This is a genomic window from Pseudomonas sp. FP2254 (genome assembly GCF_030687695.1).
GTDB classification, from domain to species: Bacteria; Pseudomonadota; Gammaproteobacteria; order Pseudomonadales; family Pseudomonadaceae; genus Aquipseudomonas; species Aquipseudomonas quebecensis.
Genome location: NZ_CP117444.1, coordinates 1,942,749 through 1,956,571, shown reverse-complemented (window position 1 = coordinate 1,956,571; position 13,823 = coordinate 1,942,749). Strand labels below are relative to the sequence as shown.

At 60.9% G+C, this 13,823-nt stretch carries 13 protein-coding genes; 8 read left to right on the top strand and 5 right to left on the bottom strand.

The genetic code is table 11. From position 1 onward, the window contains the following. Positions 1 to 24: 24 nt before the first annotated feature. The 5 genes from PSH94_RS09090 (at position 25) to fabB (ending at position 6,971) form a co-directional block, all read left to right on the top strand. The gene (locus tag PSH94_RS09090) at positions 25 to 2,145 is read left to right on the top strand and encodes a TonB-dependent receptor domain-containing protein (protein ID WP_346780792.1); all 2,121 of its coding nucleotides are present in this window, start codon (positions 25 to 27) and stop codon (positions 2,143 to 2,145) included. A 1-nt stretch (position 2,146) separates the two neighbouring features. Further along, positions 2,147 to 3,076, top strand: a complete 930-nt coding sequence (locus PSH94_RS09085; RefSeq protein ID WP_305437176.1) for an ABC transporter substrate-binding protein — start codon at positions 2,147 to 2,149, stop codon at positions 3,074 to 3,076. Continuing rightward, positions 3,073 to 4,974 (top strand): ATP-binding protein, encoded by a 1,902-nt coding sequence (locus PSH94_RS09080; RefSeq protein ID WP_181079959.1) that lies wholly within the window; start codon positions 3,073 to 3,075, stop codon positions 4,972 to 4,974. The genes PSH94_RS09085 and PSH94_RS09080 overlap by 4 nt, the downstream gene beginning before the upstream one ends. A gap of 249 nt (positions 4,975 to 5,223) precedes the next feature. Next, positions 5,224 to 5,739 (top strand): 3-hydroxyacyl-[acyl-carrier-protein] dehydratase FabA, encoded by a 516-nt coding sequence (gene fabA, locus PSH94_RS09075; RefSeq protein WP_010211704.1) that lies wholly within the window; start codon positions 5,224 to 5,226, stop codon positions 5,737 to 5,739. Between the two features lie 11 nt (positions 5,740 to 5,750). Further along, positions 5,751 to 6,971 (top strand): beta-ketoacyl-ACP synthase I, encoded by a 1,221-nt coding sequence (gene fabB, locus PSH94_RS09070; RefSeq protein ID WP_003190033.1) that lies wholly within the window; start codon positions 5,751 to 5,753, stop codon positions 6,969 to 6,971. An 86-nt stretch (positions 6,972 to 7,057) separates the two neighbouring features. On the opposite strand, the gene PSH94_RS09065 is transcribed toward fabB, so the two are convergent. Then, positions 7,058 to 8,086 carry an amidohydrolase family protein gene (locus PSH94_RS09065; protein ID WP_370694766.1) on the bottom strand — a complete coding sequence of 343 codons (1,029 nt, stop codon included), beginning with the start codon at positions 8,084 to 8,086 and terminating at the stop codon, positions 7,058 to 7,060. A 137-nt stretch (positions 8,087 to 8,223) separates the two neighbouring features. Here PSH94_RS09065 and PSH94_RS09060 point away from each other — a divergent pair, with 137 nt between their 5' ends. Next, complete coding sequence (locus PSH94_RS09060; protein WP_181079961.1) at positions 8,224 to 8,640, top strand: OsmC family protein; 417 nt, start codon at positions 8,224 to 8,226, stop codon at positions 8,638 to 8,640. A 64-nt stretch (positions 8,641 to 8,704) separates the two neighbouring features. After that, positions 8,705 to 9,571 carry a pirin family protein gene (locus tag PSH94_RS09055; protein ID WP_253511624.1) on the top strand — a complete coding sequence of 289 codons (867 nt, stop codon included), beginning with the start codon at positions 8,705 to 8,707 and terminating at the stop codon, positions 9,569 to 9,571. 100 nt (positions 9,572 to 9,671) lie between these two features. Here the strand turns inward: PSH94_RS09055 and PSH94_RS09050 are convergent, their stop codons facing one another. From PSH94_RS09050 to PSH94_RS09035, 4 genes are all read right to left on the bottom strand, one after another. Continuing rightward, entirely contained in the window at positions 9,672 to 10,400 is a 729-nt protein-coding gene (locus tag PSH94_RS09050) for a dienelactone hydrolase family protein (protein ID WP_181079963.1), read from the bottom strand. 67 nt (positions 10,401 to 10,467) lie between these two features. Beyond that, positions 10,468 to 12,372, bottom strand: coding sequence for a molecular chaperone HtpG (gene htpG, locus PSH94_RS09045; RefSeq protein ID WP_305437172.1), 1,905 nt, complete (start codon positions 12,370 to 12,372; stop codon positions 10,468 to 10,470). A gap of 89 nt (positions 12,373 to 12,461) precedes the next feature. Beyond that, positions 12,462 to 12,914 (bottom strand): PaaI family thioesterase, encoded by a 453-nt coding sequence (locus PSH94_RS09040; protein ID WP_181079965.1) that lies wholly within the window; start codon positions 12,912 to 12,914, stop codon positions 12,462 to 12,464. Further along, positions 12,911 to 13,387 (bottom strand): PaaI family thioesterase, encoded by a 477-nt coding sequence (locus tag PSH94_RS09035; RefSeq protein WP_181079966.1) that lies wholly within the window; start codon positions 13,385 to 13,387, stop codon positions 12,911 to 12,913. The genes PSH94_RS09040 and PSH94_RS09035 overlap by 4 nt, the downstream gene beginning before the upstream one ends. A gap of 158 nt (positions 13,388 to 13,545) precedes the next feature. Between PSH94_RS09035 and PSH94_RS09030 the strand changes: the two genes are divergently transcribed. After that, positions 13,546 to 13,788: a hypothetical protein gene (locus PSH94_RS09030; protein WP_181079967.1), complete on the top strand. Its 243-nt coding sequence runs from the start codon at positions 13,546 to 13,548 to the stop codon at positions 13,786 to 13,788. The last annotated feature ends 35 nt before the right edge of the window (positions 13,789 to 13,823 follow it).

Here is a 13,823-nt window from a genome sequence, read left to right as displayed (position 1 = left end):
ATCCGTCATGATCAAGGCCGCACCGTGCATCTGCGCCCTCCTCCCCGTTCGTCTCTTCTGCTGATGCTGCTGTGCAGCAGTGCTGCACTGGCTGACGACTTGTTCCTCGACAGCCAGCCGCTGCCGCAGGTATTGACCGCCACGCGCCTCAAGCAGTCGGCCGCCGCCGTGCCCGGCAGCATGACGGTGATCGACAGCGAATTGATCAAGGCCAGCGGTGCGCGCGACATCAGCGAGCTGCTGCGCCTGGTGCCCGGCATGATGGTCGGCTACACCACCGGCAACCAGGCGGCGGTCAACTACCACGGCACCAGCGCCAGCGACGCCCGGCGCATGCAGGTGTTGATCGACGGCCGCTCGGTATACCGCGCAGGCCTGGCCACAGTGGACTGGAGCGATATTCCGGTGGCCATGGAAGATATCGAGCGCATCGAGGTGTTCCGTGGCCCCAACACCGTAAGCTACGGCGCCAACGCCTTGATGGCGGTGGTCAATATCCTCACGCGCTCACCGGCCAACAGCCATGGCTCGCGGGTCAAAGTGATTCGCGGCGAGCGCGGCATCAACGACTTCTATGCCAGCCAGGGCGCGGGTTGGGAAACCGGCGACCTGCGCCTGTCGCTGTCCGGGCAACAAGATGATGGTTTCGACAGCGATGCCGCCGGTGCCGACCGCCGCGATGGCCGTCGCCTCAACCGCTTCAGCCTGGCCGTAAGCCAGACGTTGAATACGCAGCAGAGCATCGACTGGCAACTGGATGCGAAGGAAGGCACCAACCAGCGCCCTTACACCTACAGCCCGGTCTTCGCCGGCATTACCGAGGGCGGTACCAATTCCGACGTCACGTCCAAGGACTACGCCGGTTCCCTGCGCTGGAATTTCGACTTCAACCCGGAACACAGTTTGTATATCCAGGGCTCCGCTCAACGGTGGGACCGCCGGCAGATCTGGAAAGCCTGCGACGCCAAGGTCTCGTTCAGCCCGGAACTGACCCAGCTGTGGCAACTGAACCCCAATTACGCGGAAAAGCTGGCCCGGCATATGGACACCTACAGCCAGGGCAGCGCCCCGCCAGGCAGCGCCGCCGAGCAAGCGCTGGCCAACCAGGTGCTGGACCAATGGCGCAACGGCGCCAACCAGAGCGTATGCGGCGACATCGACCAGAGCACCCGGGAAAGCCGCTACGACCTGGAGATTCAGGACACCCTCAGCCTGTCCGACAGCCTGCGCCTGGTCAGTGGCATGAACTATCGCTATGACCGTGCCGACTCCGACACCTATTTCAACGGCACCCTGGACGACACCACCTGGCGCCTGTTCGGCCAGTTGGAATGGCGCGCCAGCGAACACTGGTTGCTGCAGGGTGGCGCCATGTATGAAGACACTCACCTGAGCGGCAATTCGCTGACGCCCCGGGTGGCGGTCAACTACCTGATCAACCCGCGTCACGGCCTGCGCGCGGTGTACTCCGAGGCGATCCGCTCGCCGGACATGTTCGAGAACAACGTCAACTGGAGCTACCGCGTCACTAACTTGAGCTCGCCGGCGTTCGGACAAAGCTCCGCGCAATACTTCGTAAAAACACGCGGCCCCGGCAACCTCGATAAAGAGCTGATGCGCTCACGGGAATTGGGTTACAACGGGTTTTTCGCCGACATCGGCCTGAACATGGACGTGAAGCTGTTCTATGACGAGATCACCGACATGATCAGCTCGCCGCTGCGCAATAACCAATACATCGCCAGCAACGCCAACAGTTCGCGGTTCACCGGCGCCGAAACCCAATTGGACTGGCGCGTCAGCAACGCCGACCGCCTGCGCCTGACCTATGCGTACGTCGACGCCACCGCCAGCAACCCCAGGGACAAGGCGCAAACCGCACGCAACAGTGGCTCGGCCGGCTGGCTGCGTGAATGGGGTCGCGGCTGGTCCAGCGCGCTGTTCTACTATGGCGACGACGCCCTCAACCAGTACCGCTTCGAACGGGTCGACCTGCGCGTGGCCAAACGCATTGCCTTGGGCAAAGCCAATGTGGAACTGGCCGGCATGCTGCAGCAGCGCCTCGACGACCAGCCCACCACATGGGCCGACAACACCTACGACCAGCGCCACGTGCTGTACTTCAGTGCGGAGCTGGAGTTCTAGCATGGCCGCCCCGTCACGGATGACCTTCTCCTTCATCTCCGCGCTCTGGCGCCGCTGTTCGTTGCTGGCGTGCCTGCTGCTGGCTGCACCGGCATGGGCCGCCGAGGTATTGCTGACGGCCGCCGAAGACAGTGACGGGGTGCAGGCCTTTACTCAGGCCCTGGCGCGGCAACGCCCCGAAGACCATGTGACGTTCACCCCGCTCAAAGACTTACCCGCGCCCGGCCGCCTGCCCGCCAGCACACGCTTGATCCTGCTCGACCTGCCCAGTCTCGACTGGCGCCTGCAGGACGATCAGGGCCCACCGACGCTGGTGCTGCGCATCAGCCGGCTGCAGGCACATCAGCACCCGGGCGCTGCGCAACATGCCCATGTCAGCCTGCTATGGAGCGACCCGCCGCTGGCGCGCCAACTGCGCCTGATTACGCGCATCCTGCCCCAGGCACGCCGGATCGGCGTTCTGTATGGCGCCGAAAGCGAGTTCCTGCTGTCCGAACTGCGCCAGCATGCCGCCCCCCTGAACCTGGAAATCGTGCCCCAGCGTTGGGACAACACCAGTGACAGTCGCCCTCTGCAAAGCCTGTTCAGGAACAGCGACGTACTGCTGGGCCTGGATGACCCACAGCTGTACAACCCGAAAACCGCAAAAAACCTGTTGTTGAGCAGCTACGCCCAGCAACTGCCGCTGGTGGGCCCCAACGCCGGCTTTGTGCGGGCCGGCAGCCTGGCCAGCACTTACAGCGACCAGACCGACTGGCTGGCGGTACTCGACCGTTTGCTCGACCATGCCCCCGCCAACTGGCCGCGCTCGGTGTACCCGGACCATTTCAAAGTGGTGGGCAATGCCCAAGTGGCGCGCTCGCTGGGGATCGAACAGGTCGATGAAGCCCAGGTCGCGGCGCAACTGGCCGAAGGAGAAAAACGCCCATGACCCTGCGCCGTCGTTGGGACATCAATACCCGCACCCAGCTCATTACCCTGGGCCCGGCGCTGGTGCTGACATTGCTGCTGATCAGCTTCTTTACCTTCGTGCGCATCCAGGACCTGCGCCAGGAGCTGGACCACACCGGGCAACTGATCGCCAACCAGTTGGCGCCGGCCACTGAATATGGGGTGATTTCCGGCAACACCGACGTGCTCGAGAGCCTGCTGCGCGCCACGCTGGCGACGCCTCATGTACGTTTCCTGGAGATTCAGGACAGCACCGAGAATATTCTGGTGTACGTCGAACAGCCTTCGGAAAAACATGATCGCTCGCTGTCGGTAAAAGTGTTCCAGGCGCCGATTCGCCTGCAGCATATCCAGCTGGGCAACGACTTTTTCCAGGACAACCTCAACGAAACCAAGGCGCCGCGTGCCGACTACCTGGGTCGGGTCATCGTCGGTATGTCCAACGATGCGTTCAGCCAGCGCCAGCAGGAGATCCTGCTCAAGGCCGGCATCCTGGCGCTGTTCACGCTGCTGTTTACCTTCCTGCTGGCCCGGCGCCTGGCCGCCAGCCTGTCACAGCCGATCAGCGCCATGGGCACTGCGGTAAAAGCTATCCAGCAGGGCCACTACAAGACCGCGCTGCCGATCGTGGATGACTCGGAGCTGGGCGATCTGTCGCGGCATATCAACAACCTGGCCGAAGGCCTCAACCAGGCCAGTCGCGAACAACAGCAGGCCATGGCCCAATTGATCCAGACCCGCGAAGAGGCCGAGCGCGCGAATAACGCCAAATCGGATTTCCTGGCCATGATGAGCCATGAATTGCGCACTCCGATGAACGGCGTGCTGGGCATGCTGCAGTTGCTGGAAACCACCGAGATGACCGAGGAACAGACCGAATATGCGGCGCTGGCCTCCGAATCCACCGAGCATTTGCTCAAGGTGATCAACGACATCCTCGATTTCTCGCGCATCGAACGGGCGGCCCTGGAGCTGGAACATATCCCCTTCAACCTGGCCGACCTGATCAACAGCTGCGCCCAAGCCTTCCAGCACAGCGCCCAGCAGCGCGGGCTGGCGCTGCGACTGCCGATCCCGCCGGGCATGGAGGCGCTGCGGGTGCGGGGCGACCCCACGCGTATCCGGCAGATTCTGGTGAACCTGATCGGCAACGCATTGAAGTTCACCGAGCAGGGCAGCGTGAGCGTCGAACCCCATTGGCAGACCCTCGACCATGAGCTGGTGTGGTTTACCTGCACCGTGCGCGACAGCGGAATCGGAATTTGCGCCGAACGCCTGGAACTGATGTTCGATGCGTTCCAGCAAGCCGACAGCTCCATATCCAGGCGCTACGGCGGCACGGGCCTGGGCCTGCCCATCGCGCGTACGCTGGCCGAACGCATGGGCGGCACACTGCGCGCCCAGAGTGAAGAAGGCCGTGGCTCGGTGTTTACCCTTGAGCTCCCGCTGGCCATCGACCAGCACAGCCTGCCCTCCGCTCCCCCCGATGCCGAGCGCAAAGGCGCCGCCGGCGAAGGCCGTCACGTGCTGCTGGTGGAGGACAATCCGGTCAACCGCACCGTGGTGGAAGCCATGCTGCGCAGCCTCGGGTACGAGGTGAGCCTGGCCACCGACGGCGCCGAAGCCATCCGCAGCGCCGAAAGCCTGATTTTCACGGCGATCCTGATGGATTGCCGCCTGCCGCTGATCGATGGTTACGAAGCCACTCGGCAGATTCGCCGGTTACCCGGCTGCGCCGACCTGCCCATCATTGCCCTGACCGCCAACGCCTTGCAGGGCGACCGTGAAGCTTGCCTGGCGGCGGGAATGAACGATTACCTGGCCAAGCCGTTCAAACGTACCGATCTGCAGCAAATCCTGCAGCGCTGGGTGCAGTAATGCCGCGCGATGAGCCAACTGCGACTGGCGTGAAAGACGAAAGTGCGGCAGTCTTAGGCACCCAAATGGGCCCTTGAACGGGCCCGGTTTAACATTTCAGTGAACATGTGTACATTGAGTACCTTGACGCTGTGACTTTCACTACAACGCAATAGTCTATGTGTAGGCTGCCGACATGAGGCATGAACGCTTCATTCGGTTCGGGAAGATCTACCCTACCCTGCCGCATGGGATTATTGAGGAGCTCGCATGACCAAACAAAACGCCTTTACCCGGGAAGACCTGCTGCGCTGCAGTCGCGGTGAGCTGTTCGGCCCAGGTAACGCGCAACTGCCCGCCCCCAACATGCTGATGGTGGATCGCATCACCCATATCAGCGAAGAAGGTGGCAAGTACGGCAAAGGTGAATTGGTCGCCGAGCTGGATATCACCCCGGACCTATGGTTCTTCGCCTGCCATTTTGAAGGCGATCCTGTGATGCCAGGTTGCCTGGGCCTCGACGCCATGTGGCAGTTGGTCGGTTTCTTCCTCGGCTGGCAAGGCCTGCCGGGTCGCGGCCGTGCCCTGGGTTCGGGCGAAGTGAAATTCTTCGGACAGGTCCTGCCGACCGCGAAGAAAGTCACCTATAACATTCAAATCAAGCGCGTCCTCAAGGGCAAGCTGAACCTGGCCATCGCCGATGGTTCGGTGAGCGTCGACGGTCGCGAGATCTATACTGCCGAAGGCCTTCGGGTCGGCGTATTCACTTCCACTGACAACTTTTAAGGGTTATCCGCATGCGCCGCGTCGTTATCACTGGTCTGGGCATCGTTTCTTGCCTGGGCAATGACAAAGAGACCGTCACCGCTAACCTGCGTGCAAGTCGCCCTGGCATCCGCTTCAACCCGGAATATGCCGAAATGGGTCTGCGTAGCCAGGTTTCCGGCTCCATCGACCTGCCCCTCGAAGAATTGATCGATCGCAAGATCTACCGCTTCGTCGGCCACGCCGCCGCCTACGCCTACCTGGCCATGAAAGACGCGATTGCCGACTCCGGCCTGAGCGAAGACCAGGTGTCGAACGTGCGCACCGGCCTGATCGCCGGTTCGGGCGGTGCATCCACCCTGAACCAGATGGAAGCGCTGGACATCCTGCGCGAAAAAGGCGTGAAGCGTGTCGGCCCGTACCGTGTGACCCGTACCATGGGCAGCACCGTTTCGGCCTGCCTGGCCACTCCGTTCCAGATCAAGGGCGTGAACTACTCGATCTCCTCCGCCTGCGCCACCAGTGCTCACTGCATCGGCACTGCAGTCGAGCAGATCCAGTTGGGCAAGCAGGACATCGTATTCGCCGGCGGCGGTGAAGAAGAACATTGGAGCCAGTCGTTCCTGTTCGACGCCATGGGCGCGCTGTCCACCCAGTACAACGAAACCCCGGAAAAAGCCTCCCGTGCCTACGACGCCAAGCGTGACGGTTTCGTCATTGCCGGCGGTGGCGGCATGGTGGTGGTCGAGGAGCTGGAACACGCCCTGGCCCGTGGCGCCAAGATCTACGCGGAAATCGTCGGTTACGGTGCCACGTCCGACGGCTACGACATGGTTGCGCCAAGCGGTGAAGGCGCGATCCGCTGCATGCAGATGGCGATGTCCACTGTCGACACCCCAATCGACTACCTGAACACCCACGGTACTTCGACTCCGGTCGGCGACGCCAAGGAAATGGAAGGCGTACGTGCGGTATTCGGCGACAAGGCACCGAAAATCAGCTCTACCAAGAGCCTGTCCGGTCACTCCCTGGGTGCCGCCGGCGTTCACGAAGCGATCTACTGCCTGCTGATGATGGAAGGCAACTTCATGGCCGGCTCGGCCAACATCGACGAGATCGACCCGGTCGTCGCCGATATGCCGATCCTGACCAAGACCGTCGAGAACGCCAAGATCGACACCGTGATGAGCAACAGCTTCGGCTTCGGTGGCACTAACGCTACCCTGGTGCTCAAGCGCTGGCAGGGCAAGTAAGCCTTGTAGGTTGCTCCCCATGAAAAAGCCCCGACTGGTTCGGGGCTTTTTCATGGGCCACGGAAAATCCTGGCAGGGGCGCGGGCTCAAGGAGCGCTGTTATCACGCAGGTGCCTGGGCAGCACGGCGAGGAAATTATCCCGCGCCACCTTACGGGCAACCGTTTCAGGCAGCGCGTCAAGAAAGGGATCGAAGCGGTGCATTTCCTTGCCCAGTTTATTGAAGCGCCCGACGACGTCAGAGCCCAGCATAAAGCGCTCCGGGAAGCGCTCCACCAGGGCCAGCCACTCCGGCCGCGGTTTACCCGACTCGTCCAGCAGGTAAGGCGTGAGCATGCTCCATGACAGGTCGATGTACAGATTGGGGTAAGCCTCCAGCAGACGGCTCAAGGTGGGCAGCAAAAAATCCATCTGTACCTGATGCCGATGAATCTCCTTGCTGGCGCCGGCATGGGCCCAGATAAACCGCGTGTGCGGATGATTGCGCAGTGGCTCCTCGACTTCGGCCAGGTACAGCGGGTTGCGCTCGCGTTTGGAGGTGATGTTGGAATGCAGCAGCACCGGCAGGTCGTTTTCGGCCGCCAGGTGATAAATGCGCGTCATGGCCTCGTTGTTGGCGCGCGGGGTGTCGCCAGAGGTCAGCGCGGTCAGGTCGTCGTGGCGGGTGAAGACCTCGCCAATGCCCTGCCACAAGCCCGGATTGAGGTCGAGCATGCGCTGGATATGCGCGTCGGAGTTCTTGTCATTGGGGTTGAAACCGGACAGAAACGGATGAAAATGGCGACGCTGCTCCGGGCTCAGTGTGTTTACGGCGGCCGCGACAATCACGTCAGTGGCGCTGTACCAATACGCATCGGCGTCATCACCGGCGTAGTAGCGTGGGCGCTTGGGTTCGTCTTCATGCCATTTCTTGGCGACCGGAACGCCTGAAATCATCACATGGTCGATGCGATTTTCCGCCATGGCCTTGAGCAGCTTGTCCATGCCCGCGGTTTCCTGGAAAAAGTCCACGTAGTGCAGGTGCGCATCGCTGTAGGCATAGTCGCGGGCCTGCACGGTGAAGCTACCTGCGGCCAATAGCAGGGCAAGGCTCAAGCGGGTCCAGGGCACGGTGATCTCTCGTCAGGCAGGGAATACAGGTAGACCCTGGCGTGCCTCGCCGGGTTCATCCGGCGAAAAAAGCAGGAACACCTAAGTGCCAGCATGCTCTATAACTGCATGACCTTTATCCTGCCGTCACTGTGAGGTTTGCCATGCCAGTCATCGTCAATACGCTGAACACCGAAAACTATCGCCACAGCGTCAATATCAACCACCACGAACTGTTCACCGACCTGCCCAAAAGCCTGGGCGGTGACGATTCGGCGCCCTCCCCCCACGATTATTTCGACGCCGCGCTGGCCTCATGCAAGGCGCTGACGGTCAGGCTCTACGCACAGAAAAAAGATATTCCGCTGACAGGCGTGACGGTGGAAGTGACCCACGATGCCACCGACGAGCAAAAAGGCCGATATACGCTCAACGTCAAGTTGACGCTCAAGGGCGTGCTCACCGATGCGCAACGCGATGAGCTGCATCGTGTGGCCGACCGCTGCCCGGTACACAAACTGATGACCACCGCCGACATCAACATCGAGACTACCCTCTCCGAAGGTGCTTTCAGCCAATAGCGGCAGCCTCCCGTCGAGCGGGTTATGCTCAGCGCATTCCAACCCGCTCAGACAGGGATGCACCATGACCACCCTCACCGTGATCCGCCCTCGCCAGGAAGATGTCGAGGGCCAGCCTATCCTGCGCCCGCTGCCCTCGCGCGAATGCCGAAGCGTCGGGCCTTTCGTATTCTTCGACCACATGCTGGCTACGCGCTACGCGCCAGGCACCGGCATGAATATCCGCCAGCATCCGCATATCGGGTTATCGACCCTCACCTACCTGTTCGAGGGCGCCTTGCAGCACAAGGACAGCCTGGGCTCCGATCAGGTAGTGCAAGCCGGCGAGGTCAGTTGGATGACAGCCGGCAGCGCGATTGCCCACGTCGAGCGCACGCCGGAGGCGCTCAAGGCCAGCGGTTTTACGCTGCATGGCCTGCAAGTGTGGCTGGCGTCGCCCAGGGACCACGAAACCGGGCCGGGGCATTACAGCCACCACGCGGCGGCGAGCCTACCGCTCAGCGACTCACTGGGCGTGCAGATCCGCTTGATTGCCGGCACTGGCTTCTGCCTCAAATCGCCGGTACCGGTGCTGTCGCCCACACTGTATGCCGAGGTGCGAATGCAGACGGCCACCACCTTGCTGATCCCGGATGAGCATGAGGAACGTGCGGTGTATGTGCTGGCGGGCGAAGCGCAACTCGATGGCGAACCGTTACAGGCCCATAGCCTGGTAGTGTTGCCGAAGGGAGAGACGATGACGTTGTCAGCCGAATCCGACTGTCATCTGGTGGTGTTGGGCGGAGCACCGCTGGATGGGCCGAGGCGGATCAATTGGAATTTTGTCGCGAGTGATCCTGCGGTGATCGAGCAGGCCAGGCAGCGCTGGGCGGCTGGGGATTGGCCAACGGTTCCGGGGGAATCGGAAAGGATTGAGTTGCCTGGGAGATAGCCATCGGGGGCAAGCCCCTTCCCACATTTTGACGATCTGAATCCAATCATGTGTGGGAGGGGGAGCTCGCCCCGATGACGCCGGAACAGGCGCTGAACACTCAGCCCTTGAACACTTCATCCAGCAGGTTGTGCATCGACTGGAAGGCCCGCGCGGCAGTCTTCGCGTCGTACATCATCTTGCCCGGCACATTGGCGTGCGGGTCGGTGAACGAATGCACCGCACCGCCGTAGCTGAGCAATTGCCAATCCACACCGGCGGCGTTCATTTCATCTTCAAACGCCGGCAGTTGCTCTTTAGGGACCAAGGGATCGGAAGCGCCGTGCAACACCAGCACGGAACCCTTGATATTCCGTGCATCCGCCGGGTTCGGCGTATCGAGGGTGCCGTGAAAGGACACCGCCGCCTTCAAAGGTGCGCCCGTACGCGCCAATTCCAGTGAGCAGCAGCCACCAAAGCAGAAACCGAAGGTTGCCAGCTTCGATGTATCAACCGCCGCCTCCGTCTGGTTCTGCAGTTGCTCGAAAGCTGCCTGCATGCGTTTGTTCAACAGCGGTCGGTCGTTCTTCAACGGCATCATCGCCGCGCCGGCTTCATCGCCATTGGAGGGACGCACAGTTTGCCCGTACAGGTCGGCGATCAGCACTACGTAGCCGTGACTGGCGACGGTTTTGGCGATCTCTTCAGCACCGGCACTCACCCCCATCCAGTTCGGCGCCATCAGCAGGCCCGGTCGCGGGCCCACGTGGCTGGCATCGAACGCCAGGCGACTCTCATACGATTGCCCATCTATCTGATAGACCACGGAACGCACGGTGACTTGGCTCATCATTTACTCCAGTTGAAGTGCACTAGAACGAAAAAACCCGCCGAAGCGGGTTTTTCCTGCGACGTTGTTAAACCGACAGTTCAACCAACAGCTTGTTCAGTCGGCGCACATAGGCGGCCGGGTCCTTCAGGCTGTCACCAGCGGCCAGGGCCGCCTGGTCGAAGAGGATGTGCGACAGGTCGCCAAAACGCTCTTCGCTCTGCTCGCCGTCGAGTTTCTCGATCAACGGGTGCGCGGGGTTGAATTCAAAGATCGGCTTGGAATCCGGTACTTTCTGCCCGCTCGCCTCGAGGATCTGGCGCATCTGCAGGCCCAGGTCCTGTTCGCCAATGGCCAGGATCGCCGGGGAATCGGTCAGGCGGTGGGAAACCCGCACTTCGCTGACGGCATCGCCCAGGGCAGTCTTGATCCGCTCAACCAGGCCTTCCTTGGACTTGGCCACCTCTTCAGCGGCTTTTTTGTCTTCCTCGGAATCCAGGTTGCCCAGATCCAGGTCGCCACGGGCCACGTCGACAAAGGACTTACCGTCGAACTCGCTGAGGTAGCTCATCAGCCACTCGTCGATACGATCGGTCAGCAGCAACACTTCGATGCCTTTCTTGCGGAAGACTTCCAGGTGCGGGCTGTTCTTGACCTGCGCGTAGGTCTCGCCGGTCAGGTAGTAGATCTTGTCCTGGCCTTCCTTAGCGCGCGCCAGGTAGTCGGCCAGCGACACAACCTGCTCGCCGTCGTCGCCCTGAGTCGAGGCAAAACGCAGCAGGCCGGCGATTTTTTCCTTGTTGGCAAAATCTTCCGCCGGGCCTTCTTTCATGACCTGGCCGAAGTTTTTCCAGAAGCCTTTGTATTGCTCAGGCTCGTTTTTCGCCAGTTTTTCCAGCATGTCGAGCACGCGCTTGGTCAGCGCCGACTTCATGGAGTCGATGATCGGGTCTTTCTGCAGGATTTCCCGCGACACGTTCAGCGACAGGTCATTGGAGTCGACCACGCCTTTGATAAAGCGCAGATACAGCGGCAGGAAGGATTCCGCCTGGTCCATCACGAACACGCGCTGCACGTACAGCTTGAGCCCCTTGGGCGCTTCACGCTGGTACAGATCGAACGGCGCGCGAGCCGGCACGTAGAGCAGCGAGCTGTACTCCAGCTTGCCTTCGACCTTGTTGTGGCTCCAGCTCAGCGGGTTTTCGTAATCGTGAGCGATGTGCTTGTAGAATTCCTGGTATTCCTCGTCCTTGATTTCGGTACGAGGACGGGTCCACAGCGCGCTGGCGCGGTTGACCACTTCCCATTCCTGGGCCGGGGTTTCTTCGCCTTCGGCGGCGGCCTTTTCTTTAGGCAGCTCGATCGGCAGCGCGATGTGGTCGGAGTACTTTTTGATGATGTTGCTCAGGCGCCAGCCGTCGGCGAACTCTTCTTCACCGGACTTCAGGTGCAACACGATACGAGTGCCGCGCTCTGGCTTGTCGATCGTGGCGATTTCAAACTCGCCCTCGCCTTTCGACGCCCAATGCACGCCTTCGCTGGCGTCGAGGCCGGCGCGACGGCTGAACACTTCAACCTTGTCAGCCACGATGAAGGCTGAATAGAAGCCCACACCAAACTGGCCGATCAGGTGCGAATCCTTCTTCTGATCGCCCGACAGGTTCTTCATGAAATCGGCAGTGCCGGATTTGGCGATGGTCCCCAGATGGGTGACCGCATCGTCACGGCTCATGCCGATACCGTTGTCTTCGAGAGTGACGGTCTTGGCGTCCTTGTCGAAGCTCACGCGGATTTTCAGTTCGGCGCCACCTTCCAGCAACTCGGGCTTGGACAGGGCTTCGAAACGTAATTTGTCGACAGCGTCAGAGGCGTTCGAGATCAATTCGCGAAGGAAGATTTCCTTGTTGGAATACAGCGAATGGATCATGAGGTGCAGCAGTTGCTTCACCTCGGTCTGGAAGCCCAGGGTTTCCTTTTGAGTTTCCACACTCATGGTCATCAAACTCCAATTGGATGGCAGTGGCCGCGCCCTTGCGGGTTGGCGGCGGGTTGTCATCAAAGTTGGGGGCTAACAGCAGGATTTCAAGAGCGGCTCGTGTCCTCGATCTTGAAATGCGCTCGAGCAGTGGCGATTGGCTCTGCGGCGGTGCTTTGCCACGCAGTGATCGCCACATTCGCCACGCGACGCCCCTGACGCCACACCTGGCAAGTGGCGTAAGTGTCGCGAAACTGGCCGGCGCGCAGGTAATCCAGAGAAAAGTCGATGATTTTCGGCAGTCCCGGCGCACCGGTAAACACCAGCAGGTGCAGCGCCGCAGCCAACTCCATGAAGCCTGCGATCACGCCGCCGTGCAGGGCCGGTAAAATGGGGTTACCAATGTTGTCTTTGTTGGCCGGAAGGCGAAACAACAATTCATCGCCCAGGCGCGTGCATTCAATGCCGATCAATTGGGCATACGGAACCAACTCGAGCAGCGCCGTATAGTCACCGCGCGCATGGGCCTGTTCAAGGCGGGTCTTGAATCGATGGGTCATGCCTGCGCTCCCTTGAGGGTATCGCCCAGCCCCTGCGTGCCCTTGAGACGCTTGCCCATGCGCATGAATGTACCGACTACATGGGCGATGGGGTGCTGCGGGTCCTCCTGGTAGGCAACGCCACGGGTGAAGATCACATCGGTGGTCACCCGATAGCATTGGGCGAAGCCGTAGACCGGCTGGTGAGGCGCCGCCGGGTGCATGTAGTCGATGCGCAGGTCTAGGGTCGGGCATACCTCGAAGTCCGCCAGTACACACAGGGTCGCCATGCCGCAGGCAGTGTCCATCAACGAGGTCAACGCGCCACCGTGTATCACGCCGGTCAGGGGGTCGCCGACGATCGCCGGGCCGTACGGCAGGATGAGCGTCATGCCTTGGGTATTGGCCTCATGAACGGTAATGCCCAACAGCTGGCAATGGCGCAATGCCGAAACGAAGCGTCGGGCACGCTCTAACAATGGATTTTCGCTCATTCGGTCCAGACTCTTATTAGTGTTGATCCGCGGAGTACGGGGTGCGGGCGAAAGTTCCTGGCAGGGTGCTGTTTATATATCTGCGTAATTAAAGGAACTAATGCTGAACCCTCAGGCTCGAAAGGCCAGTAGATATCTTCAATAAGGAGAAACACCCCATGCGCAAGACTTTAGCTATTTCCATGATGCTGGCCGCTGCTCTCGGTCTGGCTGCCTGCGACAAGAAATCCGAAGACAAAGCCCAAGACGCCGCTGCCCATTCTGAGCAAGCTCAGAAAGATATGGCCAAGGCTCAGGATAAAGTGAACGACGCTGCGAAAGAAAACGCCGATGCTGCCAAAGCTCAGGCCGAATCCAACGCTGCCGCCGCAAAAGAAGCAGCACCTGCCACCGGTTCCTGAGACCTGGCTTGAAGTAATCGTGCTGCAAAAAGAAA